Raw genomic sequence first — 23,121 nt, 5'->3', positions numbered from 1 at the left:
GTCACCTGCGAAGCGCAACATAAAGCTATTTACAAAAATTTGAAATGCTCTTCAAAATGCGGCTTGATGGCAGGAATTATGAAGTCGAGGCGAACTTGAACGGGCGGCATAATACCCATACCGGTCTGTGCCTTGAGCCGCAGGTCTGGCCGGGATCGCTCGAATATCCTTATTTCCCGCAGGCGATACTGCGTCCGGGCGACTTTTACGCCCAGACGAGCCATTTTACGTTTTCGAGGCAGTAGAAGCAGCCTCGAACGCGGCGCGGGCAGTCTCCATCGGCGCAAGCGCGCCCCGGATTTCGACGACGCGAGCCGCGACTGCATGGCCTTTTTGTGCGGCCTCCATGGGTGACAGTCCCTTCAGGCGGGCGGCGAGATAGCCGCCATTGAAGCTGTCGCCCGCACCGGTCGTATCGACCGCATCGGCCTTGACGGACGGCACCAGCGCGCGCGCGCCATTCACCAGAACAAGAGCCGGTTCGGTGCCGTCCTTGACCACGATTTCCTTCACGCCCAGTTCCTGGATTCTTTGCGCACAGGCTTCCGCGTCCTTGTCGCCGAACAGCGCTTGCTCATCTGGGAATGTCGGCAGCGCAATATCGGCGAGCTTCATCGCTTCACTGATCGTTTCTTGCGCAACTTTACGATCCGGCCAGAGCTGATGGCGGAAATTCGGGTCGAATGCGATTCGCGAACCTTCAGCGCGACATTCGCGCAGGACTTCGAAGAAACCGGCCCGGTGCTCGGGGAAAACCACAGCCACCGAAATTCCGGAAAAATAGATAATATCGCGCCCTGAAAGGCTGCTCTTCAAGGCATTCCGGTCGCTGGCAAGCCGACGAGCCGCAGCGTCGCTGCGCCAATAGGTAAACGAGCGCTCCGCACCGCTTAATGTGATGGCGTAAAGACCGGGATGAACGCCTTTGATCGTGGGACTATGGGCGGTTCCGATTGCATGAGACTGGAAAAAGTCGCGCTGTTTTTGCGAAAAATCATCTTCGCCAAAAGCGCTCACATATTCCACCGGATAGGATTGATCCGTCAGGGCGCGCATATACCAGGCGGTATTCAATGTGTCGCCGGCAAAGCCCATGCGCCATTGATCGCCGCTATTGCCTGAAAGTTCGATCATGCATTCTCCAATCGATGCAAAACCGCCTTTAACGTCGCCCATATCCGTTCATCTCCTGCTCCTGTTGTCGGCGCATGTACGCCTATACGAAAATTCGCCAATGTAAAATCGTCTCTTGCAAAATCATACTGTCATGCGGCCTTTATCGACTTGCCACATTCGACGTGTAACGATCCCGCCAGACAAAGGAATCACCATGCGTTATGCAATTTATTTCACGCCGCCTTGCAGCGATGCGTTGCACAAAGTGGCGGCTAACTGGCTGGGCCGGGATGCGTTCAGCGGCGAAGCCGTCAAGCGCCCTGCGATTCGCGCACTTGCGGCAGAAGAAATCGTGCGGCTGACGGAAGAGCCGCGCCGCTACGGTTTCCATGCCACGCTCAAGGCCCCGTTCCGGCTCAATGAGGCTTACGAGGAGAGTGACCTTCTTTCCGCGCTCATGCATTTCGCCTCGCTGACCGCGCCGGTCGTGATTCCACGCCTGAAACTTCGTGCGCTCGGACCGTTTTTCGCGCTCGTGCCACAAGAGCCGGTGGTTCCTCTCAACCAGTTGGCCAATGATGTCGTGGTTTCCTTCGACCGCTTTCGCGCGCCATTGCGCGATGCGGAAATTGCCCGTCGACGCCCGGAGCGGCTCAGCGAACAGCAGCGGCACAATCTTGAGCGCTGGGGCTATCCCTATGTGTTCGAGGAGTTCCGCTTTCATATGACGCTCACCGGTCCTGTCGAGGAAAAGGATCAGCCGCATGTCGAGCGCATATTGCATGATTTTTTCGCGCCCGTTCTCGATGAGACGGTTGAGATTGCAAATCTCGCCTTGTTCGTAGAGCCTGAACCGGGGGCACCGTTCGAGATTCATTCGCTGCATCCCATGACGGGCGGCACGACGATGACGAGGCCGACGTCGCGGGCTGTGGGGAGAATTTGACGGATGACGACTGAAACCATTCTTAAAAATGCCCGCATCGTCCTGCCTGACGAAGTGGTCGAGGGTTCCGTAAAGCTGGTCGACGGCAATATCGCCGATATAGCGTCTGGCCCTTCCGCATATGGCGAAGATATGGAAGGCGACTATCTCACGCCGGGGCTGGTCGAACTGCATACCGATCATCTCGAAGGCCATTATGCGCCGCGCCCGCAGGTACGCTGGAATCCGATCGCCGCCGTGCAGGCTCATGACGCCCAGATCGCCGCTTCCGGCATCACCACGGTTTTCGATGCTTTGCGCATCGGCTTTGACGAGGAAGCGCAAACCGGCATTGATGATATGTGCAAGCTTTCATCGGCCATCGCCGAGGGACGACAGGCCGGACGCCTGCGCGCCGATCATTTTCTGCATTTACGCTGCGAGGTTTCTGCACCTGATTGCGAGAGCGCCTTTGAACGTTTCGGCAATCACCCGCTGGTCCGGCTTGTCTCGTTGATGGACCATGCGCCGGGACAGCGCCAGTTTACCGATCTGGAAACCTATAAACTCTATTATATGCGCAAGCTTAAAGTGTCGGAGGAGGAGTTCCGGCTCTATTGCGAAAAACGTATGCAGCAATCGGCGCAATATTCGGCTCCGACCCGCAAGGCCATCGCTGCCGCCTGCCATGAGCGCGGCGTCATTCTTGCGAGCCATGACGATGCGACGGCGGAGCATGTCGCGGAGGCCAGCGAGCAGGGCATTCGTGTGGCCGAATTTCCAACCACGCGTCTGGCGGCAAAAGCTTCCAGGGAAAGCGGCCTGTCGGTGTTGATGGGAGCACCCAATGTCGTGCGCGGCGGCTCGCATTCGGGCAATGTATCGGCCCGGGAACTGGCGGAAGCAGGGCATCTGGACATTATCTCGTCGGATTATATCCCCGCGAGCATGATGCAATCGGCTTTCTTTCTGGCCGATGTCGTGGAAGAAATCTCGTTGCCGCAGGCAATCCGCTTTGTTTCCGCCAATCCCGCAAAAGCCGTTGGCTTCGAGGATCGCGGAGAGATCGTTGCCGGTAAACGCGCTGATCTGGTGCGGGTGCAGATAGCCGATCATGTACCCATCATTCGCACCGTGTGGCGGGAAGGGCAGCGCGTAATCTAAAGCATGTCGCCCGAAAGTGGGAACCGGTTTCGGGATAACGACATGCGTTAAAACAATAGCTTAAAGCGTGAGGAGCGAATCTGAAAGATCGCAACACGCTTTAACGCGCCGGCTGAAGCATCAACTCGCCCGAAGTTTCCATGCGCAATTCCAGTTCGCGATAGCTGTCTATACACAGATGCGAGGTCTTTGGCGCGTGGGGATGTGTTGCCGTAACCACGACGACACTCGCTCCTGCGGTTTCCCCGGCAACGATTCCTGCCGCTGCATCTTCGAAAACAAGACAGTTACGGGGATCGAAACCAAGCCTTTTTGCACCGAGCTGAAAACATTCCGGGCTGGGCTTGCCCCGTTCCACGTCTTCAGCGGTGACGATATTGCGCGGTACGCTTAGCCCGGCCGCTTCAAGGCGGCGGCGCGCCAGTGGCAACGGGGCGGACGTGACGACGGCCCAGCGTTCCTCAGGCAGAGAAGCAAGAAATTCCGGCGCGCCCTCAATCGGCACAACGCCATCGACATCGGCGATTTCCGCTTCCAGCAATATTTTCGCCTCGTGCTCCGGGTCAAGATGCGGCAGTCCGAGCCGCCGGACGGTTTCGACCGCGCGCACGCCGTGGACGGTCGGCACGAAAGTTACCGGATCGATCCCGTGCCGAATGGCCCATGCCCCCCATACGCGCTCCGTGGCTGCAATCGAACTCAGGATTGTTCCGTCCATGTCGAACAGGAAAGCGTCGAACGGTTTGCCGAAAGGGGAGAGAGAGCTCACAGGGGAAATCCTTATAATCCGATGGCGAAGAATCAACGAAGATAACAGGGCCTGATCTTGACGGTCATCCTATGGCGCAAAGCGCAGGCACAGCACATATGATATTCTATAGGCCAGATGCCCACCCGATGCCAAATAGCCGAATGAGAATTAGGGGCTTGAGCTTGAACATTGCCCGGCTTTATGGCTTTTTGCGCAGCTTGACGGCATGGTCGCAAGCGGCGACATGAATCGCATTGTCAGGATTCTTGTCTAAATGACTGAAATAAATTATAAAAAACACAATTATCCCGGCCATCTTTTTTCGGTAGCCCCGATGATCGACTGGTCAGATCGTCATTGCAGATTCCTGCACCGGCTGTTTTCCAGACGCGCGCTGCTCTATACCGAGATGGTTGTTGCCGATGCGATCATTCATGGTCCGCGCGAACGATTGCTGGGTTTTGATGCGACGGAACATCCCGTTGCCTTGCAGCTTGGCGGTTCTGATCCGGTCAAGCTTGCGCAAGCGGCGCGCATTGGCATCGAGTTTGGCTATGATGAAATCAATCTCAATGTCGGCTGCCCCTCCGACCGTGTGCAATCGGGTACATTCGGCGCCTGTCTCATGCAGACACCTGACGTCGTGGCCCGCTGCATTGCTGCCATGAAAGAAGCCGTCGCGGTTCCGGTCACGGTCAAATGCCGTATCGGCGTTGATGATCAGGATCCGGAAATCGCTCTGGATGCTCTGGCCGACCACGTCCTCAATGCCGGGGCGGACGCACTGTGGGTTCATGCGCGTAAAGCCTGGCTGAAGGGGCTTTCACCAAAAGAAAACCGCGATATTCCGCCGCTCGACTATGATCGCGTCTATCGGTTGAAATCGCGACTTGGCGCGACTTTTATCGGCGTCAATGGCGGCATTGCAAATCTCGATGAGGCGGCTACCCATCTTGCCCGCGTCGACGGCGTTATGCTTGGCCGTGCCGCCTATCATGATCCGGCGCTGCTCGCGGGCGTGGATCATCTTATCTATGGTGAGCCGGAAGCGCTGGTCGATATGGTGCAAATCGTCGAAACCATGTGTGAATATATTGATCGGCATATCGCGGCGGGCGGCAGGCTTTCGCATGTCAGCCGCCATATGGTGGGACTGTTTACCGGCCAGCCGGGCGCAAGACGCTGGCGGCAGATTTTGTCCACCGATGCGACGAAGCCCGGCGCAACAAGCGCTGTGCTGCGCGAGGCTTATGCCGCTGTGGCGAAGGCTGGCGAAGAGGCTGCTTAATCGACCATGATAAGCTGATCGCCACGCACGCTGAATCCGCCGAGGGTTTGCAGGAAATTCATGCCGAGCAGGCTACCGGTCATCAAGCCCTCTCTGGTGACCATGGCGCGAATATTATTGCGCTCGATATCGCCGATTTGCAGGGAGGATATTTGGATATTGGCTGCGGTGGTTCTGCCATTGGCGGTCATAACCGGCACCGAATAGGAAAGCGAGGCGGTATCGATCCCCGCGCGTTCTGCATCTTGCTGTGAAAGCACTATGGAGGATGCGCCCGTATCGACCAGAAAATGAATCCGTGCGCCATTGACGCGCCCATTCACCTCGAAATGCCCGTTGGCGGATTTGGCGAGGGTGACGGTGAGAGACCCATCAACGGCGCGGCCTGAAATCGGGCTACCTGGAATGAGGCCCGCGGTTATGCGGCTTCCCACATCCTGAAGTTCGTAGCGATACTGATAGGCGGCGACGAGACCCAGTATGATGACAGCCCATACCGCCATATTGCGGGTGAAATCGCCCAGCTTTATGCCCGATCCAAGCAGGGCGGCGGCGAGAACCACGCCCCATATGCCAAGATAGGCTGCCTGACCGAAAGCGTCATTGGCCAGACCGAATGTTGTGCCGCTGTCATTATTGCTCATCAGCAGCAAAATAACGATGGCGATTGCGGCAATCACTATCCAGAAGAAACGCCCCATCAGCCTTCTTTCTCTTCCATCTGCTGCCGGCGCTCAGGCAACAATGCCAGCACCGCCTGCCGCTCATGATCGCCCATGCCCGACCAGCGTGCTATTTCATCCAGCGTTCGGACACAGCCCAGACAAAGGCCGGTGCGTTGATCGATGGTGCACACCAATATGCAGGGCGATTCTATGGCTGCTTTGTCCATGGCGTTAATGTGGTTGCGTCATAGTGCCGAGACAAGCCCGATAAGCACGGCAAGGGCGCAAAGCTGCTGCGTTGCACCAAGCGTATCGCCGGTTTGCCCGCCGATCTTGGCCATGCATAGTTTTGCAAAACCATAAAGCAGGGCCGCAGTAAAAATCAGTGCTTTGAGAAGGGCCGTCCATCCACCCGCCGGAACGATTGTGATCGCCAGAATACCAAACCCGATCGCGAGCGCGCAAACCAGAGTTTCCCATTGTGGCGCACCGAGATTGTCAGCCAGCCCGCCGGGGCGCGCGGAAGGCAGGGCATACCAAAGCACGAGCATCGCGGTGCGGCTTGCCGCTTCCACCCCGACCAGCGCCATGACGGCATAGCCTGCGCCTGTACGCTGCATGATCGTGGCAAGCAATGTCGCTTTCAGGGCGGTGACGATGACAAGTGCTAATGCGGCAAAGGTGCCAATGCGCGAATCCTTCATGATTTCAAGCCGCTGTCCGGCGGTCGCAGCGCCAAAGAAGCCGTCTGCCGTATCACCGAGGCCATCTTCGTGTAGCGCGCCGGTCATAGCGATCAAAACCCCGACGGCGATGAAACTGCACGCAAGAACGGGCAGATGCAGAAAGTCGGCGATCAGAAGGGCAAGGCCCGCCAGCAATCCCAGAATGGCTCCGGCAAGCGGAAAGGCGCGCAGGCTGGCCTTCAGCGCACTGCTTTCGCCATCTAACCAGTTACGGGGAATTGGCAGGCGACTCAGAAAGCCCAGAGACTGGACCGTGTCTCCTATGATGCCAGATCGATGCAATGGTCTGCTCCGCCTTGTTATGTTGTTATAGTGCGACCTGTAGCGTTATTTGCGCGTGGTATGACTTGGCGCAAAGAGGTGATTTGAAAATTCACGCCAGTCCTTATAGGACGAGCACGACAGTTTTGCATCTCCCTGATGATTGGACCAGATAATATGAGTGCCAGTGGCCTTCCTTTTGATGACTTCCGTGAACTTATCCGCAATCTTCCCGGCCCCGATCTCGATGCGCAAGCCGCAGTACGGGCACGCGAAGCAACGCTAACCAAGCCTGCCGGTTCGCTCGGCCAGCTTGAAGAAATAGCTCTTTGGCTGGCAGCGTGGAGCGGAAAGCCCATACCGCAGATCAACCGTCCGCTGGTTGCAGTTTTTGCCGGTAATCATGGGGTGACGGCAAATGATATTACGCCTTTTCCTTCAAGCGTAACGGGGCAGATGGTCGAAAATTTTGCCGCCGGTGGTGCAGCGATCAACCAGATTTGCATTGCCCATGATCTTGGGCTGAAGGTTTTCGATCTCGCGCTGGAGCATCCCACCGGGGATATTACCAAGGAAGCAGCCATGGATGAGCGCAGTTGCGCCGCAACCATGGCCTTCGGCATGGAAGGCATTGCCGGTGGCACCGATCTTTTGTGCATTGGCGAAATGGGAATCGGCAATACAACCATCGCAGCGGCGATTGCCCTGGCGCTTTTTGGCGGCACGGCGGAAGACTGGGTAGGGCCGGGAGCAGGTTCGACGGGTGATTATCTGGAGCGCAAGCTTGCAGCGGTGCGCGGTGCGGTGGCCTTGCATCAGGCTCATCTGAAAGATCCACTGGAGGTTCTGCGCAGGCTGGGCGGGCGCGAGATCGCGGCCATGGCGGGAGCGATCCTGGCTGCCCGCATGGAAAAAACCCCGGTTATCGTTGATGGTTTCGTCGCCAGTTCCGCCGCCGCGGTTCTTTATGCCGCCAATCCCTCGGCGCTCGACCATTGCCTTTTCGGCCACGTCTCCGCTGAACCCGGCCATCGTCGGCTGCTTGAAAAAATGGGTAAAAAACCGCTTCTCGATCTCGGCATGCGTCTGGGTGAAGGCACCGGCGCCGCATTGGCGGCGAGCATCGTCAAGGCCGCAGCCCTTTGCCATGGCGGCATGGCTACATTCGAGCAGGCGGGCATCGCGAACGCCAGATAAAACGGAACATAAAAAGCCCGGATCAATCCGGGCTTTATCTTCTGCGGCAGGATTAATTGTTATCTTTGTCCAGCACCATATAATCCAGCGGCAGTTCAGTGGTGTATTTGATCTGCTCCATGGCAAAGGACGATGAGACGTCGCGAATCTCGATCTTGCTGATGAGGCGCTTGTAGAACGCATCATAGGCCGCGATGTCCGGCACGGCGACGCGCAGAAGATAATCGACATCGCCGCTCATGCGGTAGAACTCGATGACTTCCGGAAATTCCTGAACCACTTCGGAAAACCGCTTGAGCCATTCGTCGCTGTGCGAACTGGTGCGCACTGCGACGAATACGGTAACGCGCGTATTCACACGCACCGGATCAAGGATGGCGACCCGGCGCTTGATGACGCCGTCCTCTTCCAGTTTCTGGATACGGCGCCAGCAGGGGGTTGTGGAAAGCCCGACCTTCTTGGCGACATCCGCCACCGCCAATGTCGCATCTTCCTGCAATAGACGCAGTATTTTCCGGTCGAGCCTGTCCATGGATTGGTCCCCGTTTTAAAGCGCGTCGCGATCTTTCAGATTCGCTCCTTGCGCTTTAAATTGTTGTTTTACGCATGTCGTTATCCCGAAACCGGTTCCCAATTTCGGGCGGCATGCTCTAGAAACTCATTCCCCCGTTGAGAGGGGTATTGAAACATCATACCTTATGAGTTGCTTCGGTGCGAATTTACAGGGTATTTTTTCTATTGAAAGGGCGTAGGATGAAAATTATTTTTCATAATTGAGCAGGCTGCGGACTTTTTGCTGAAGTACCGGCACAAGTTCCATATTGAACCAGGGATTTCGTTTCAGCCAGCCGCTGTTTCGCCATGACGGATGGGGAAGCGGAAGAATGATCCGCCCGGCCGGGTTCGGAGTCGCGATGAAATGTCGCCAGTTCTGCACGGTCTGCGTCAGGCTCGTTTTGCGCCATTCCGGCAGGTGATAGGCAAGCGCATATTGACCAACAACGAGAATGAATTCGAGTTGTGGCATGGCGGCGAACAGCCGGTCATGCCATATCTGCCGGCATTCGCGACGTGGGGGCAGGTCGCCGCCAAGCTTGTCATAGCCAGGAAAGCAGAAGCCCATCGGCACGATTGCAAACTGTGCCGGGTCATAAAACTCCTCGCGGCTGGTGCCCAGCCATTGCCGCAGCCGGTCGCCGGAAGGGTCGTTGAATGGCAGCGATGTGTTATGCACCCTTATACCGGGCGCTTGTCCGCAGATCGCAATGCGCGCGGTGCTGGAAACGATGCAGACCGGATTGGGTTCATGCGGCAAGGGCGGCGGGAACAGTGGCGCGTCGCGGCAAATGCGGCAAGCCAGCACCGAACGCCTCAGCTCGTCCAAATTTTCCATAAGGCCAAATTTTCCATAAGGTAAGTCACAGGCTCCCGGCGGTCAGGAATAGAAAAAAGCAATGATGCGCTTTCTGATATAGTGGATCAATTCGCCCATTACACCGGGGCGTGACAGTTCATGGCCGGTTTCGGCGTCGGCATCAGCTTTGTGATGCTCTTTGCGCCATTGGGAGGGAGCTTCGAATTGCCCGGCCCAAAGCCCACGCTGCTCGCGGCGTGCGTGCGCTTCGTCGCTGCGATAGCTGCCATAAGCAACAGCCCAGCCCTGTTCGACCATCCATTGATTGAGATCGGCTTCGCCAAGATAACAGGTGGCAAGCGTCCGGCCATATTTGTCTATCCCTGCTTTTCCGCACTGAATCGGGGCCTTTCCGATTCGGTTGCGAAGCATATTGCGAGCTTCCTTGCCGCAAGCATATTCCCGGTCGGCCTTTTGGCAAAGCTGCTCCATTTCTGGCGCGTCAATGCCGAGAAGCCGGATGTGAATATGATTAAGAACCACCGTATCGCCATCGATGACATAGGGGATGCCGGACAATGTTTCGAGGGACCCGCGATTGTCAGGCAGGGATGTGATGATGGCGATAAGGCCCGAAAAAAGAAGCAATGTCAGAAGGATGCTGTAAATCCCTCTGGTTTTTCTTCCGCTCCGCCTGCGATAAAAGCGCTGGTAGGCCCGTCGTTTACCCTTCATTCTTCCCCCGTGACACAGCTTATACCATAATCCATTTTTCGGACGCCAAAAACTTGCGAAGCCCTGCGCGCCTCCAAAAGTTGAGGGAGTGGATACCGGGGTTTTGTGCTGAATCGGCAACAGTCTTTACCATTGCTTCAGGCTATAAGGGCATCAGACGGCTTTTGCCCATTTCCCGCCACAAAGCCGCGTCACCCGATAGAGAAGTTAAAGGCCGCTGAGCGGGATTGAATTTTCCGGCTCGGGGCAGGGCGAAGAAGATGAAGGAAGGCGCATTGTTGAGCAACGAACCGTTTTCGAGTTGTGCAGGTGCTGCTTCGTCTCCTGTTTATAACGCCCGGAATAGCCATGCTTTTTTCGGCCAAAATCGCGACGCAGTGTTGTCCAAAAGGCAATCTATATTGCTTTTCAAACCTATTTCATTCACCCAATGTGAAAGACCGGCGTTGTGATGCGTATTCGCAGTTTTTCATACCCTCTGATTGCCCTGACACTGGGCATTGCGGTTGCCTGCAACAGCGCCTTCGCGTTCGATCTGAACGATGATACCGAGAAATCCCGAAGCCCGTTTGAATTGTTCAAATTTGGATTTTCCGCTTATAAAAACGGTCATAAGGATGAGGCAATCAAGGCTCTGCGTTATGCAGCCGATCGCGGCCATCAGGGCGCCAAGTGGAAGCTGGCGCGTATGTATGCCGAAGGCGATGGCGTTGTGGAAAACGACTATGAGGCCTTCCAGATCTTCGAGAAGATCGTCCGCGATGGTGCTGAACCGGGCTCCGAAAACGAAGCCTATGTTGCGGATGCGCTCGTGGCCCTGGCAGGTTACGTGCAGGAAGGTATTCCCGGCACGCCCGTCAAGGCCGATCCGGGCTTTGCCCGCAATCTTTATTTGCAGGCCGCATCGAATTTTGGTGATGCAGCAGCGCAATACCAGCTTGGCAAGATGCTTCTGGACGGCGAGGGCGGGGAGCGCAGTTCCGTTCAGGCCGCGCGCTGGTTCCAGCTTGCAGCCAAAAAAGGCAATGCGAGTGCGCAGGCCATGCTAGGCAATATGCTGTTTCAGGCAGGCAAGACCGTGCGCGGACTGGCCATGCTGACGGCAGCATTCGAGCGTTGCTCGACGGACGATTGTGTCTGGATACGCGACATGCAGGAGCAGGCATTTTCTATCGCACCTGAAGCCGATCGCCGCAATGCCGTGGCTCTCGCCAGCGATTATAATGCGAAAGGCGAGTACTAAGCATTTCCAGCAAAACTGCATAGCGGTTTTGCGTTGGACAATGCGCCAGGCAAAAATGAGCATTTCCAGCAAAACTGCGTAGCACCTCCGCAGGGAAATCAGTTCACTGGACTGATTTCTTTTCCTGCTCCGATGCGTTGGACAATGCGCCAAGCAAAAACGTCATTTCCAGCAAAAACGCGTAGCGCTCAGAAAGCAAATCTTGCCGTCACCGGGACGTGGTCCGACGGCTTTTCCCATGCCCGGACATGTTTTTCGACATCTGCCGATATGAAGCGATTGGCGGCTTCCGGTGAGAGCATCAGGTGATCGATGCGGATGCCATTATTCTTCTGCCATGCACCGGCCTGATAATCCCAGAACGAGTAAATGCCATGTTCGTCGGTTGCCGCACGCAGCGCATCGGTGAAGCCCAGATTTTCGAGCCTGCGAAACGCCTGCCGCGATTGCGGTTGAAACAAGGCGTCGTTTACCCACTGTTGCGGATTCTGCGCGTCATAGGGCTCGGGGATGACGTTATAGTCACCTGCAAGAACAAGCGGCTCTTCCAGTTCCAGCCTTTTTGCCGCCCAGCTTTCCAGCCGCTGCATCCAGGAAAGCTTGTACGGGAATTTTCCGGTGTCGATGGGATTGCCGTTCGGCAGATAGAGCGACACAACGCGTATAACGCCTTGCGTGGTCGAAAACACCGCTTCGATAAAGCGGGCCTGTTCGTCGCTATCGTCGCCGGGCAGGCCGCGATTGACTTCGTCAGGTGATTTCTTCGACAGGATTGCAACCCCGTTGAAGCCTTTCTGACCATGTGTCTCGACATGGTAACCGAGCGCTTCAATCTCCAGTCGCGGAAACAGTTCGTCCACCGATTTGATTTCCTGCAAGCAGGCAATATCGGGCGATGACTCCTTGAGCCAATGCTGGAGATTGTCGATGCGCGCTTTGACGCCGTTAATATTCCATGTCGCGATTTTCATGATGAAATGATTAGGCGCTCAATCGGGTGAGGGCAAGCGTCCCTCAGGCTCCACCACAGAAAATACCCGCTTTCAGGCAAATACGCAGGCTGCAATATTTCATCATTTTGACGGGCTTTATGTTTGTATTGCCGCTTTTGCCTACCTATCTCCCTGCTACCTTATCATCAGGAGATTTGCATGTTCGACGCCAAAAAGCTTCTTGACCAGTTTCTGGGATCACAAATACCGGGTATGTCGGGCAGCGTCCGCGACAAAGCGGGGCAGGCCACCGATCTGGCCAGGCGTAATCCCCTTGCGGCTGGCGCGATTGCTGCCGCCGTTCTGGGCACCAAAACGGGGCGCAAGCTGGCTGGCAACGTAGCGACGGTGGGCGGAGTGGCCGCTATCGCCGGGCTTGGCTATCTTGCCTACAAGAACTACAAGTCAGGCCAGTCGCCGCAGGAAACCCCGCAGCCGCAGGTCAACGAGGTCGAATTGCTTCCGCCGCCGCCCGCCGATTCTCCCTTCCATCCGCAGTCCACGGCCCACTCTCCGGCCATGAGCAACAGCTTTGCGCTGACGCTCGTTCAGGCGATGATCGCCGCCGCAAAGGCTGATGGTCATATTGATGAGGCTGAGCGTGCGCGCATCATGGAAAAGGTGCAGATTTCCGGCCTCGATAATGAAGCTGAAGCCTTTATCCAGAAGGAACTCGCGGATCCGGTCGACCTCGATAGCCTGATTGCCGCGGCAAGGACTGAAGAACAAAAGGTTGAACTTTATACGGCGTCACGCTTGACGATTGATCCGGACACCCGCGCGGAGCGGGGCTATCTCGACATGCTGGCCGGTCGCCTCGGTCTACCTGATGCGCTTGTCGATCATATCGACGCAACGGTTTCTTCGGTCAAGCAATGATGAAAAAACCCGGCTGCAATTTGCAGCCGGGTTCTCATTTGTTTAAGGATTTTAAAGCATGTCGCCCGAAAGTGGGAACTGGTTTCGGGATAACGACATGCGTTAAAACAAAAACTTAAAGCGTAAGGAGCGAATCTGAAAGATCGCGACACGCTTTAAATGGCGAAGCTCGTGCCGCAACCGCATGATGCAGTCGCATTCGGGTTGCGGATCTGGAATGACTGCCCCATCAGGTCATCCACAAAGTCGATTTCGGAACCGTCCAGATAGGGAACGGAAATTGAATCGATAACCACTTTGGCGCCCAGCTTCTCTATGACAAAATCATCGTCCATTTGTTCATCGACGAGATCATATTTGTAGGAGAAGCCAGAGCAGCCGCCGCCCTCGACAGAAACGCGAAGTGCTGTTTTATCCGGTTCTGAATTTATGATCCTGGCAATCCGTCTGGCTGCGGATTCGGAAACGGTAATAGCTGTCATCTGTCTTGTCCGCTTGTAGTCGCAAAGATCGAAGTGTTTTATTCAAACTTCCGAAGAACGCATCTTGCTTTCATGTTTAGCTGATAGCTAAGAACGCCATACCCGAAAGTCAATCTTCGCTTATGGTTGGCGTAATCATATTACAGTGAGGGAAGAGCCGCAATGTCACTGGAAGGAATAGGTTTCGGTTATCGCGAGCGGGCGGCTTATGCCTGTAACCCGGCGCAAACCCGCGGCCGTCTTGTGATGGAACCGGAAAGCGCGACGCGCACACCATTTCAGCGGGATCGCGACCGGATCATTCATTCCAACGCTTTTCGTCGTCTGAAACACAAGACACAGGTTTTTATCGCCCATGAAGGCGATCATTACCGCACCCGGCTCACCCATACGATAGAGGTGGCGCAGATCGCGCGCGCTTTGGCAAGGGCGCTGCGGCTTGACGAGGATCTCGCAGAAGCGGTGGCGCTGGTGCATGATTTCGGCCACACCCCTTTTGGTCACACCGGCGAAGAGGCGTTGAACGAACGCATGCAGCCTTACGGCGGCTTTGACCATAATGCACAATCATTGCGTCTGGTGACCAAGCTGGAACATCGTTACGCCGAATTCGATGGCCTTAATCTTTCATGGGAAACCCTGGAAGGGCTGGTCAAGCATAACGGCCCGCTGGTGGGACCGAATGCAGCCCATCCGCATTTGCCGGTCCCGCAACCCGTGCTTGATTTCAATGAACGCTATGATCTTGAGCTGGAGCGTTTCGCCAGTCTTGAGGCGCAATGCGCGGCCATCGCCGATGATATTGCCTATAATGCGCATGATATAGATGACGGCCTGCGTTCGGGCCTGCTGACGCTGGAGGCACTTGACGAGGTGCCCCTGACAAGGCGGCTTCTCGATATAGTGCGGACGCGCTATCCCGGCCTTGATCCGGTGCGTATCGGCCATGAGCTTGTCCGGCGACAGATTACGATCATGGTCGAGGATGTGATCGAAGAAGCGCAGCGCCGCATTGCGGCAGCGCAACCGCAGAACGTCGAGCAGGTGCGCGATCAATCCCAGGCGCTGGTCGGCTTTTCTGCCCCAATGCGCGATGAAGAAAAGACCTTGAAGCGCTTTTTGTTCAAGAACCTCTATTTTCATCAAAGCGTTGTGGTCCGCAGACATGCGGCGGACAAGATCGTGCGCGACCTTTTCGACGTCTGTTTCAATATCCCGCCGAACATGCCGGCTGAATGGCAATCAGGCTGTGAACTATTGGATGATGCGGGCCGTGCGCGCCGCGTGGCGGATTATCTCGCCGGAATGACCGATAATTATGCCATGCGCGAACACCGACGATTGTTTGACCATACACCCGATTTAGCTTAATCGGAGCGCAACGAGCGGGTTTCGCAGTGCAATTGTACTCACATTCGCTATTTTTATCACAAGCCGACGCCGGAAATCGAGGCAGAGCCGGACTGACGCCTGACAGGACGAACCATGAATATCTTCGCAGATTTCGACGCGCGTATTAAGAAAACATTACAAGATATTGACCTGAAATCGAAAGATGGCGGTGATCTTGATCTTTCCCGCGTCAGTGTCGAGCCGCCACGCGACGCTTCGCATGGTGACATCGCCACAAATGCAGCAATGGTGCTCTCAAAAGCCGTAGGGCAGAATCCGCGTGAACTGGCGGCTTCCATTGCAGAGGCGCTCAGATCGGATGCGGATGTCGAATCGGTCGATGTGGCTGGCCCCGGCTTTATTAATCTGCGGCTCAAGGACAGCTATTGGCAGCGGCAACTGGCTTCCATGCTCAATGAGGGCACGGATTTTGGCCGCTCGAAACTCGGCGATGGTCTGAAGGTCAATGTCGAATATGTTTCCGCAAATCCAACCGGCCCGATGCATGTGGGCCATTGCCGTGGTGCCGTCGTCGGCGATGTTCTGGCAAATCTGCTGAAATTCGCAGGCTATGATGTCGTCAAGGAATATTACATCAATGATGCGGGCGCGCAGATCGACGTTCTGGGACGCTCGGTCCTGCTGCGTTACCGCGAGGCATTGGGTGACGAGATAGGGGAAATCCCCGCCGGGCTTTATCCGGGTGACTATCTTGTTCCGGTTGGGCGGAAACTGGCGGAGGAATATGGCCGGGGCTTGCTGCAGATGCCCGATGACGAGGCCATGGCCATCATCAAGAATCGCACCATCGATGCCATGATGGAGATGATCCGCGCCGATCTCGATGCGCTCAATGTGCATCACGACGTGTTCTATTCGGAGCGCAAGCTGCATGCCGATCGCGCGCGCGCAATTCGTGCTGCCATTAATGATCTGACGCTGAAAGGCCACGTCTACAAAGGCAAACTGCCGCCGCCCAAAGGGCAGATTCCAGAAGAGTGGGAAGATCGGGAGCAGACCCTGTTCCGCTCGACGGAAGTGGGTGATGACATCGACCGCCCGCTTATGAAGTCCGATGGTGAATTTACCTATTTTGCCGCCGATGTGGCTTATTTCAAGGATAAGTTCGATCGCGGTTTCAACGAGATGATCTATGTGCTGGGCGCTGACCATGGCGGCTATGTCAAGCGGCTGGAAGCTGTTGCCCGCGCCGTTTCGGACGGCAAGGCGAAACTGACCGTTTTGCTCTGCCAGCTTGTGAAGCTTTTCCGTAATGGCGAGCCGGTGCGCATGTCGAAGCGGTCGGGCGAATTCATCACCCTGCGCGATGTCGTGGATGAAGTGGGGCGCGATCCGGTCCGCTTCATGATGCTTTATCGCAAGAACGATGCGCCGCTCGATTTCGATTTTGCCAAGGTGACGGAGCAATCCAAGGACAATCCGGTCTTTTATGTGCAATATGCCTCGGCGCGCTGCCATTCGGTTTTCCGTCAGGCTGGCGATCAGTTTGGCTTTGCCGATCTGGACCGGATTTCCATGGCCGATCATTTCGACAGGCTGACGGATGAAAGCGAAATCGCGCTGGTCCGCAAGCTGGCGGAATATCCGCGCCTCATCGAATCTGCGGCCACGCATCAGGAGCCGCATCGGCTGGCTTTCTACCTCTACGACCTTGCCAGTTCCTTCCATTCTCAATGGAATAAGGGCACGGAGAACCCGGACTTACGTTTTATTAAGGTTAACGATCCAAACTTGTCGTTAGCAAGGCTAGGGCTGGTGCAGGTCGTTTCCGATGTGCTGACTTCCGGTTTGACAATAATCGGTGCGGACGCTCCCACGGAAATGCGCTAGGACAGTCGGGTTTCTTTCGCTCAACAAAGGTGTTGGGCCGGGACCGCAAGTCAAAAGATGGAAGATCGGCGAGAGTGCAAGTCGTTGGTCTTCCTTCTGGCGCAGGAAACTGCCGTCAACTTTTGCCCACATTGCCTCGCTACAACACAATGTATCGAGACGTCTTGCGGCGTCCAGGGTTGAGTTAGGAATACGCCATGACGGATAGCAGTGCTACCCCCCGTAACTACGGCGAACGTCCGCTGCACGAAGACGATCCGCTGATGGAGCTTTCGCGGATTATGGATTTCGGAGTGTCTGCTGACAAGGATGCTGGACGAAGCGAATACCGCCCGGAACAGGACTTCGGCCCGGAACAGGATTTTGGCCCGGAATCGGATTTTGGATTGACGCAGGATGATCTTGCTTTTGACTCCAGCCTTGAGCTTGAGCGCGAGCTTCTTGGTGATTTTTCCGATTTCGAACAGCCGCTGCAAAATCAACCCGTTGCCGCCGACGAATATCCTCAGGCCGCGCAGAGCGGCTATATCGATGAACGGCTTCAGGAAAATGATCTGGCGCAGGCTCTTGAAGAAGAGCTGGACCTGCATCTGGAAGAGCGCGAGCTCGGACAGCAAGAACAATCGTTCGAATTTATCGCGGCAGATGACTCCGAGCCGGTGCCGCAATTTGATTACAGTGATTATTCGCAGGCCCGTGACACCTATGGCGAGAATCTGGCCGCGGCACCCGCTCCGGACGATTCGGGCTATCTGGGTGAACGAGCTCCTGTTGAACAGGAGCCCGCCTTCTACGGTGCTTCGCCTGCCTCGCAGACTGAAGATGATCGCAATGAGGCCTTGCCTGATTCTGACTGGGGGCCTGATTCTGACTGGAGGCCTGAAGCTGATTGGGGCGCGCTGGAGGTCGAGGCGGATGCGGCGCCTTATCAGCCCGCTGCAACGCAATCTGCGCTTTCTCTTGAAGACGAACTGGAAGGGCTTCTGTTTGGTGATGAGCTGAATGCAGCGCCGCTGCAAACTGCTTATGATCCATTGCCTGAGCAGCCGGAAGCGCCGGTGCTTCATGGTGCTCCAGAGGATGATTTCCAGTTCGAACAAACCTTTGAACACAATGCTGTGCAGCAACCGGTTGAAGCGCTGCAACCTGTCGAGGCTGCATATAGCGAAGATCACGTTTCGCATTCGCAAACGCAGGCCTATCCGCATTACCCGCGCAGCAATTTTACCGCTGGTGCTGCCGCAGCCGGGGTGCTTTCAACCGAGCCGCGTCCTGCTGATGTTTCGCCTCATGAAGCGGATGAAAATGCGCTGGACGATTTCTCCTTTGAAGACGATTTCACTTTCGAAGATGAGACATCACTCTCCGCTGCGCTTGCTGGCGAGTCCACCGAAGATGATCTGCCGACTTTCGATGAGATCGCATTTGGCGATGATGATTTCGGCTTCGAGGCGTCCGGTGATCTTGCCTCTGAATCAGGCAATGAAGCAGCCGGCCTTCTGAATGAAGAGGACTTTTTCGGCATCGGTGATCTCGACCTGACCGAAGACGCTGGCGACGATCCGGCTTCCTCGCCGGCTTACGCGCATGCCATTGCCGGGGATGACGACCAGTACCGTGCCGAAGAAGCTTTTGCGAGCTATGCGCAGCAGCCGTCCGCGCTGGACACGCATGCGCCGGACGTGGAAACCATCAGCGTCGCCGAAAGCAAGGTTGAGCAGACCCATTCCCTCGATTTACCTGAAATCGATTATGAGGAAGAGGGCGCAAATAGTTCTCTTTCTGATTTGGAAACCGAATTTGCGGAGGTTTTCAGCACGATTACGATAGACGAAAATGCCGCGAAGACCGACGCGCAGAGCGAGGCGGACAAGGCATTTGAAGATATTTTCCGCGAAAGTGCCACGACCTATCTTCCCGATGGAGCAATCGCGGCAGGCGCAGCACTCGGAATGGCGGGCGCGGCGGCTGCTTCTTACGGACGCGCCTCGGGTTATAACCAGCCTGCTGCCTCGGCCAAGGGCGTCGATTCAAGCGGTTCCAGCGATGATTTTTATAATCATTGGGCTGCGCAAGGCGCGCAAAGCATTGAGAACAGCGATTTTGACGGTCCGCTCGCCGCACAGCCTGAAGACGATCTGGGCAGCGCTGCCGAAGCCTACCGCAACCGTCCGGTTCGTGGACGCCGCGGTCTGATAGCAGCGAGCGCCATTGGCCTTGTGGTGCTGATTGGCGGCGTCGGCTATCATTTCCTCAATGGCGGTTCATCGACGGAACCGGTTGTAATTCGGGCGGATAACAGCCCGGTGAAGGTCCAGCCGGAAAATCCGGGCGGGGTCACTGTCCCTAATCAGGATAAGGCTGTTTATGATCGCGTCGCAGGGACGCTGCCGGGCAGTCCTGAACAGAAATCGCTGATCTCCTCTGGTGAGGAACCGGTCGATCTTTCTGCTCCACCCAATGATGACGCGCCAATGGACGAATCGCCCGATGCCGGGCCATGGGCTGGTTCCGAACAGGATGCGCCATTGATCCAGCCGCGCGAAGTTGAAACGATGATCGTTCGCCCCGATGGCTCGATCATGCCGCAGCAGCCTGCGCCCGCATCTGCATCTGCATCTGCACCTGCGCCCGCACCGGCACAAACAGCAGCCGCTGATTCGGAGCCGATTGCTCCGCCAGCGGACACTGATGAAATCGGCGCTCTCGCCGCAGCAGGCAATGACATGGCTGCTGCCCCGGCATCGGAAGTCGCCACGCCCGCACCTGCCGCAGCCGAGCCGCAGGCCGCGCCCCAATTGCCGATACGCGCGCCAATCGTGCCCTCGCGTCCTGCCGAACAGCCGGTCAATATTGTTGGTAACGTTCCGCAGCGCACCCAAGCTGAAGCTCCGGCCCAGACTCCGGCACCTGCTGCTTCGCAGGTCGCTTCCGCAGCCGGTGCTGGCGGCTACTTCATCCAGATCGCGTCCCAGCCCACTGCTGAACTTGCGCAAAAATCCTATGCGAATATGGCGCAACGCTACGGAAGCGTGATTGGCGGGCGCAGCGTGGACATCAAACGCGCCGATATTCCCAATAAGGGAACCTATTATCGCGTTCGTGTTCAGGCCGGGTCGAGGGATGATGCGAACGCGCTTTGCAATCGTCTCAAGACAGCGGGTGGAAGCTGCTTTGTGACGCAATAAGCTGCTTCATATAAATTGATGATGAAAGGGCGGCTTTTGCCGCCCTTTTGCTTGACTCTTTTGTTGATAATTTTTCAGCTACAGCATTTCCGGCAAAAGTGTGACACGGTCTCGCAGGAAATGCTGTAGGCGGAATGCGGGCAATGCTGAAAATCGACGGAGACTTGCATGAAAGAATGTAAAGCATGGATTGCGGGCATATCCGGGACGAGGCTGACCGCGGACGAGATCGCCTTCTTCCGGGATGAGAAGCCATGGGGCTTCATTCTTTTTGCGCGCAATGTGGAAAGTCTCGAACAACTCGCCGATTTAACCAAGCATATGCGCGATTTGACCGGCCGCTCCCAGACGCCGGTCTTCATCGATCAGGAAGGGGGCAGGGTGCAGCGTCTGCGCCCGCCCTTGGCGCCCAATTATCCATCCGCTGCTCAAATCGGCGCGATCTATGATCGTGACCGGGAGGCTGGTTTGCGGGCCGCATGGCTGCATGCGCGTTTGCATGCCTTTGACCTTCTGAAAGTCGGCATCAACGTCGATTGCCTTCCGGTTCTGGATGTGCCGGTCGAAGGGGCGCATGATGTAATCGGCTCGCGCGCTTACTCCAGAAATCCGCATAGCGTCGCTGAAATGGGAAGAGCCGCGACAGAAGGGCTTCTTGCGGGCGGCGTCTTGCCGGTCATGAAACATATGCCGGGCCATGGCCGCGCTTTCAGCGACACGCATAAAGAGCTTGCGCGTGTCGGAGTGCCGCTCGATGAACTCGTCGCCCATGATTTCGTTCCGTTCAAGGCGTTGAACGATCTGCCCATGGCGATGACGGCCCATGTCATCTTCGACAGCATCGACCCCGATCACCCGGCGACATTGTCGCCAACGGTGATCGATACGATTATTCGCGATGTGATAGGCTTTGATGGCCTGATCATCAGCGACGATATTTCCATGAAAGCACTGCAGGGCGATCTGGATATTCTGGCGCAAGCCATTATCGGGGCAGGCTGCGATATGGTTCTTTATTGCGCGGGCGTCATGGAGGAACTGGTCAGAGTCGCAGCGAATGTGCCGCTTCTTGAAGGCAAGGCAAGGAAGCGTGCGGAGCTTGCGGAGGTCTATGTGGGCGAACCCGATTTGTCGGATGAAACGGAGTTGCGGGAAGAATTTGCCCGAATGTTTGAATTGATGGCATAGATGCCAAAACTTGATAAACTGGCACTCTAATGGCGCATGGCTCGGCTGCTCACGATACAGAGCCGGACAGGACTGACTGAAACTTGAGCATTTCCGTAGAAAACAGGAACTGCTTTTGAGGTTTATAGGAAACGGCTTGGCAGGATCGGTACCAGAAGAAGGAAACAAGGTCGGCACCATTGTGCCGATGGATTCCATGTGGGATGGCGATGCCGGGCCTTCGGAAAGCGAACCGTCGCTTCTGATCGATGTGCAGGGTTTTGAAGGTCCGCTGGATCTCCTGCTGCATCTTGCGCGAAGCCAGCGGGTCGATCTGTCGCGCATCTCTGTTCTCGCTCTTACCGAGCAATATCTGGAATTCGTGGAGCAGGCGCGGGCGCTTCGCCTCGAACTTGCCGCTGATTATCTGGTCATGGCGGCATGGCTTGCCTATCTTAAATCGCGGCTGCTCATTCCCCGACAGCAAAACGACGATGGCGTATCCGGCGAGGAACTGGTGGCATCGCTGCAATTTCGCCTCAAACGTCTCGAAGCCATGCGCGATGCGGCGGCGAAACTGGTCAATCGCAACCGGCTGGGCCGCGATGTCTTTGCGCGCGGCATGCCGGAAATGGTTGTGGTCGATCGCTCAAGCCGGTTCTCCGCCTCGCTTTACGAGCTTTTGACCGCCTATACTTCACAGCGGCAGCGCCACGCGGTTTCTCATGTGCAGATCGAAAAACGCACTGTCTGGTCGTTAAAGGAAGCGCGCGCCGCGCTGGTCCGCCTGATGGGGGCGGGGAATGGAGACTGGGTCGCGCTCGATGGTTTTCTGATTGGATATGCGCTTTCCCCTCAGGAAAGAGCTTCCGCACTGGCCAGTTCTTTTGCAGCAAGCCTCGAACTGGTACGTGAAGGCAAACTTGAAATGCGGCAGAACGCACCTTTCGAGCCAATTCACATGCGGGTGGCCGACGGATTTAGTGAACTGGACGAGGACGGCGATGCCTGAAGCGGAACTTGCAATGGATGAATATGACGACGACATGCAAGCTGCAGCGCCGATGATGCCGCTGGCCGAAGCCGCGCGAATGGTGGAAGCGATTATTTTTGCTTCGTCCGAACCCGTTCCGGAGCGCGCATTGATCGACCGCTTGCCGGCGGATGTTGATCTTGGCGCGGCGCTGCGACATTTGCAGAAGCTTTATGAAGGGCGCGGCGTCCATCTGATGCAGGTCGGGACTGCCTGGGCCTTTCGCACCGCGCCCGATCTGGCTTTTCTGCTCAACAGGGAAACGGTACAGCAACGCAAGCTTTCACGCGCCGCGCTGGAAGTGCTTGCAATTATTGCGTATCATCAGCCCGTTACCCGCGCCGAGCTTGAAGATATTCGCGGTGTGGAAACATCCAAAGGCACTCTTGATGTCCTGATGGAGACGGGTTGGGTCAAATTGCGCGGTCGCCGCCGTACACCGGGACGCCCGGTTACTTATGGGACGACCGAGGCATTTCTCGACCATTTCGGCTTGCCGGAGATACGAGACCTGCCGGGACTGGAAGAATTGCGCGGTGCGGGACTTTTATCCGCGCGCATACCGTCGGGCTTCGCGGTGCCGGTTCCCAGTGTAGACCCCGAGGAACTGACCGATGAGGAGGAGCCGCTGGAAGACATCGATCTGGAGGACTTGGGGCTGTTGGCGCCGCGCGGGGAATGATGAGATTGTT

Annotated in this window: 22 protein-coding genes and 1 pseudogene; 13 read left to right on the top strand and 10 right to left on the bottom strand. The window is 56.3% G+C overall.

All coding sequences use genetic code 11. The annotated features are described in order from the left end of the window. Positions 1 to 116 precede the first annotated feature (116 nt). Positions 117 to 245, top strand: a pseudogene (locus DKP76_RS09870) (aldose epimerase family protein); the annotation flags it as partial. On the opposite strand, the gene DKP76_RS09865 reads toward DKP76_RS09870, so the two are convergent. Continuing rightward, positions 226 to 1,176, bottom strand: coding sequence for a sugar kinase (locus tag DKP76_RS09865; protein ID WP_109706266.1), 951 nt, complete (start codon positions 1,174 to 1,176; stop codon positions 226 to 228). The pseudogene DKP76_RS09870 and the gene DKP76_RS09865 overlap by 20 nt on opposite strands. Positions 1,177 to 1,330: 154 nt before the next feature. On the opposite strand from DKP76_RS09865, the gene DKP76_RS09860 reads away from it, so the two are divergent. Next, positions 1,331 to 2,062: a DUF1045 domain-containing protein gene (locus DKP76_RS09860; protein WP_109706265.1), complete on the top strand. Its 732-nt coding sequence runs from the start codon at positions 1,331 to 1,333 to the stop codon at positions 2,060 to 2,062. 3 nt (positions 2,063 to 2,065) lie between these two features. After that, entirely contained in the window at positions 2,066 to 3,205 is a 1,140-nt protein-coding gene (locus DKP76_RS09855) for an alpha-D-ribose 1-methylphosphonate 5-triphosphate diphosphatase (protein ID WP_109706264.1), read from the top strand. 100 nt (positions 3,206 to 3,305) lie between these two features. On the opposite strand, the gene DKP76_RS09850 is transcribed toward DKP76_RS09855, so the two are convergent. Next, positions 3,306 to 3,974: an HAD family hydrolase gene (locus DKP76_RS09850; RefSeq protein WP_109706263.1), complete on the bottom strand. Its 669-nt coding sequence runs from the start codon at positions 3,972 to 3,974 to the stop codon at positions 3,306 to 3,308. Positions 3,975 to 4,230: 256 nt separating this feature from the next. Here DKP76_RS09850 and dusA point away from each other — a divergent pair, with 256 nt between their 5' ends. Further along, the gene (gene dusA, locus DKP76_RS09845) at positions 4,231 to 5,244 is read left to right on the top strand and encodes a tRNA dihydrouridine(20/20a) synthase DusA (RefSeq protein ID WP_109706262.1); all 1,014 of its coding nucleotides are present in this window, start codon (positions 4,231 to 4,233) and stop codon (positions 5,242 to 5,244) included. Here the strand turns inward: dusA and DKP76_RS09840 are convergent. The 3 genes from DKP76_RS09840 to DKP76_RS09830 are packed head-to-tail and all read right to left on the bottom strand — an operon-like array spanning position 5,241 to position 6,937. Beyond that, a complete protein-coding gene (locus DKP76_RS09840) occupies positions 5,241 to 5,945 on the bottom strand; it encodes a TIGR02281 family clan AA aspartic protease (protein ID WP_109706261.1) in 705 nt (234 codons plus the stop codon). The genes dusA and DKP76_RS09840 overlap by 4 nt on opposite strands. Beyond that, positions 5,945 to 6,136, bottom strand: coding sequence for a DUF1289 domain-containing protein (locus tag DKP76_RS09835; RefSeq protein WP_109706260.1), 192 nt, complete (start codon positions 6,134 to 6,136; stop codon positions 5,945 to 5,947). The genes DKP76_RS09840 and DKP76_RS09835 overlap by 1 nt, the downstream gene beginning before the upstream one ends. An 18-nt stretch (positions 6,137 to 6,154) precedes the next feature. Then, positions 6,155 to 6,937, bottom strand: coding sequence for an adenosylcobinamide-GDP ribazoletransferase (locus DKP76_RS09830; RefSeq protein WP_109706259.1), 783 nt, complete (start codon positions 6,935 to 6,937; stop codon positions 6,155 to 6,157). Positions 6,938 to 7,093: 156 nt separating this feature from the next. Here DKP76_RS09830 and cobT point away from each other — a divergent pair, with 156 nt between their 5' ends. Beyond that, positions 7,094 to 8,113, top strand: a complete 1,020-nt coding sequence (cobT, locus tag DKP76_RS09825; RefSeq protein ID WP_109706556.1) for a nicotinate-nucleotide--dimethylbenzimidazole phosphoribosyltransferase — start codon at positions 7,094 to 7,096, stop codon at positions 8,111 to 8,113. Positions 8,114 to 8,165: 52 nt separating this feature from the next. Here cobT and DKP76_RS09820 read toward each other — a convergent pair whose 3' ends face one another. From DKP76_RS09820 to DKP76_RS09810, 3 genes are all read right to left on the bottom strand, one after another. Then, positions 8,166 to 8,645, bottom strand: a complete 480-nt coding sequence (locus tag DKP76_RS09820; protein ID WP_109706258.1) for an Lrp/AsnC family transcriptional regulator — start codon at positions 8,643 to 8,645, stop codon at positions 8,166 to 8,168. A gap of 228 nt (positions 8,646 to 8,873) precedes the next feature. Further along, complete coding sequence (locus tag DKP76_RS09815; protein ID WP_109706257.1) at positions 8,874 to 9,506, bottom strand: uracil-DNA glycosylase family protein; 633 nt, start codon at positions 9,504 to 9,506, stop codon at positions 8,874 to 8,876. A gap of 42 nt (positions 9,507 to 9,548) precedes the next feature. Then, on the bottom strand, positions 9,549 to 10,202 hold the full coding sequence (locus DKP76_RS09810; RefSeq protein ID WP_109706256.1) for a thermonuclease family protein: 654 nt from the start codon (positions 10,200 to 10,202) through the stop codon (positions 9,549 to 9,551). A 451-nt stretch (positions 10,203 to 10,653) separates the two neighbouring features. Between DKP76_RS09810 and DKP76_RS09805 the strand changes: the two genes are divergently transcribed. Beyond that, on the top strand, positions 10,654 to 11,445 hold the full coding sequence (locus DKP76_RS09805) for a tetratricopeptide repeat protein (RefSeq protein WP_109706255.1): 792 nt from the start codon (positions 10,654 to 10,656) through the stop codon (positions 11,443 to 11,445). Positions 11,446 to 11,633: 188 nt separating this feature from the next. Here the strand turns inward: DKP76_RS09805 and xth are convergent, their stop codons facing one another. Further along, positions 11,634 to 12,416: an exodeoxyribonuclease III gene (xth, locus tag DKP76_RS09800; protein WP_109706254.1), complete on the bottom strand. Its 783-nt coding sequence runs from the start codon at positions 12,414 to 12,416 to the stop codon at positions 11,634 to 11,636. Between the two features lie 180 nt (positions 12,417 to 12,596). On the opposite strand from xth, the gene DKP76_RS09795 reads away from it, so the two are divergent. Next, positions 12,597 to 13,316 carry a tellurite resistance TerB family protein gene (locus tag DKP76_RS09795; RefSeq protein ID WP_109706253.1) on the top strand — a complete coding sequence of 240 codons (720 nt, stop codon included), beginning with the start codon at positions 12,597 to 12,599 and terminating at the stop codon, positions 13,314 to 13,316. Between the two features lie 155 nt (positions 13,317 to 13,471). Here DKP76_RS09795 and erpA read toward each other — a convergent pair whose 3' ends face one another. Next, complete coding sequence (gene erpA / locus DKP76_RS09790; protein WP_109706252.1) at positions 13,472 to 13,798, bottom strand: iron-sulfur cluster insertion protein ErpA; 327 nt, start codon at positions 13,796 to 13,798, stop codon at positions 13,472 to 13,474. 162 nt (positions 13,799 to 13,960) lie between these two features. On the opposite strand from erpA, the gene DKP76_RS09785 reads away from it, so the two are divergent. The 6 genes from DKP76_RS09785 (at position 13,961) to scpB (ending at position 23,111) form a co-directional block, all read left to right on the top strand. Beyond that, entirely contained in the window at positions 13,961 to 15,169 is a 1,209-nt protein-coding gene (locus DKP76_RS09785; RefSeq protein ID WP_109706251.1) for a deoxyguanosinetriphosphate triphosphohydrolase, read from the top strand. A 114-nt stretch (positions 15,170 to 15,283) separates the two neighbouring features. Next, complete coding sequence (gene argS / locus DKP76_RS09780; RefSeq protein WP_109706250.1) at positions 15,284 to 17,041, top strand: arginine--tRNA ligase; 1,758 nt, start codon at positions 15,284 to 15,286, stop codon at positions 17,039 to 17,041. Positions 17,042 to 17,238: 197 nt separating this feature from the next. Then, positions 17,239 to 20,229, top strand: coding sequence for an SPOR domain-containing protein (locus DKP76_RS09775; protein ID WP_109706249.1), 2,991 nt, complete (start codon positions 17,239 to 17,241; stop codon positions 20,227 to 20,229). Positions 20,230 to 20,397: 168 nt separating this feature from the next. After that, positions 20,398 to 21,417: a beta-N-acetylhexosaminidase gene (nagZ, locus tag DKP76_RS09770; protein WP_109706248.1), complete on the top strand. Its 1,020-nt coding sequence runs from the start codon at positions 20,398 to 20,400 to the stop codon at positions 21,415 to 21,417. A gap of 196 nt (positions 21,418 to 21,613) precedes the next feature. After that, positions 21,614 to 22,408, top strand: coding sequence for a segregation and condensation protein A (locus DKP76_RS09765; RefSeq protein WP_425349391.1), 795 nt, complete (start codon positions 21,614 to 21,616; stop codon positions 22,406 to 22,408). Beyond that, on the top strand, positions 22,401 to 23,111 hold the full coding sequence (gene scpB, locus DKP76_RS09760) for an SMC-Scp complex subunit ScpB (RefSeq protein WP_109706247.1): 711 nt from the start codon (positions 22,401 to 22,403) through the stop codon (positions 23,109 to 23,111). The genes DKP76_RS09765 and scpB overlap by 8 nt, the downstream gene beginning before the upstream one ends. The last annotated feature ends 10 nt before the right edge of the window (positions 23,112 to 23,121 follow it).

Source organism: Falsochrobactrum shanghaiense (assembly GCF_003149535.1).
GTDB lineage: Bacteria > Pseudomonadota > Alphaproteobacteria > Rhizobiales > Rhizobiaceae > Brucella > Brucella shanghaiense.
The sequence above is the reverse complement of the archived record's forward strand: the minus strand, read 5'-3'. Positions and strand labels throughout refer to the sequence as shown.

Bases quoted from the DNA above. Each gene is read 5' to 3' on its own strand.
- DKP76_RS09865 (WP_109706266.1), bottom strand. From the start codon at position 1,176: ATGGGCGACGTTAAAGGCGGTTTTGCATCGATTGGAGAATGCATGATC.
- DKP76_RS09860 (WP_109706265.1), top strand. From the start codon at position 1,331: ATGCGTTATGCAATTTATTTCACGCCGCCTTGCAGCGATGCGTTGCAC.
- DKP76_RS09855 (WP_109706264.1), top strand. From the start codon at position 2,066: ATGACGACTGAAACCATTCTTAAAAATGCCCGCATCGTCCTGCCTGAC.
- dusA (WP_109706262.1), top strand. From the start codon at position 4,231: ATGACTGAAATAAATTATAAAAAACACAATTATCCCGGCCATCTTTTT.
- DKP76_RS09840 (WP_109706261.1), bottom strand. From the start codon at position 5,945: ATGGGGCGTTTCTTCTGGATAGTGATTGCCGCAATCGCCATCGTTATT.
- DKP76_RS09835 (WP_109706260.1), bottom strand. From the start codon at position 6,136: ATGGACAAAGCAGCCATAGAATCGCCCTGCATATTGGTGTGCACCATC.
- cobT (WP_109706556.1), top strand. From the start codon at position 7,094: ATGAGTGCCAGTGGCCTTCCTTTTGATGACTTCCGTGAACTTATCCGC.
- DKP76_RS09820 (WP_109706258.1), bottom strand. From the start codon at position 8,645: ATGGACAGGCTCGACCGGAAAATACTGCGTCTATTGCAGGAAGATGCG.
- DKP76_RS09815 (WP_109706257.1), bottom strand. From the start codon at position 9,506: ATGGAAAATTTGGACGAGCTGAGGCGTTCGGTGCTGGCTTGCCGCATT.
- DKP76_RS09810 (WP_109706256.1), bottom strand. From the start codon at position 10,202: ATGAAGGGTAAACGACGGGCCTACCAGCGCTTTTATCGCAGGCGGAGC.
- DKP76_RS09805 (WP_109706255.1), top strand. From the start codon at position 10,654: ATGCGTATTCGCAGTTTTTCATACCCTCTGATTGCCCTGACACTGGGC.
- xth (WP_109706254.1), bottom strand. From the start codon at position 12,416: ATGAAAATCGCGACATGGAATATTAACGGCGTCAAAGCGCGCATCGAC.
- DKP76_RS09795 (WP_109706253.1), top strand. From the start codon at position 12,597: ATGTTCGACGCCAAAAAGCTTCTTGACCAGTTTCTGGGATCACAAATA.
- erpA (WP_109706252.1), bottom strand. From the start codon at position 13,798: ATGACAGCTATTACCGTTTCCGAATCCGCAGCCAGACGGATTGCCAGG.
- DKP76_RS09785 (WP_109706251.1), top strand. From the start codon at position 13,961: ATGTCACTGGAAGGAATAGGTTTCGGTTATCGCGAGCGGGCGGCTTAT.
- argS (WP_109706250.1), top strand. From the start codon at position 15,284: ATGAATATCTTCGCAGATTTCGACGCGCGTATTAAGAAAACATTACAA.
- DKP76_RS09775 (WP_109706249.1), top strand. From the start codon at position 17,239: ATGACGGATAGCAGTGCTACCCCCCGTAACTACGGCGAACGTCCGCTG.
- nagZ (WP_109706248.1), top strand. From the start codon at position 20,398: ATGAAAGAATGTAAAGCATGGATTGCGGGCATATCCGGGACGAGGCTG.
- DKP76_RS09765 (WP_425349391.1), top strand. From the start codon at position 21,614: ATGTGGGATGGCGATGCCGGGCCTTCGGAAAGCGAACCGTCGCTTCTG.
- scpB (WP_109706247.1), top strand. From the start codon at position 22,401: ATGCCTGAAGCGGAACTTGCAATGGATGAATATGACGACGACATGCAA.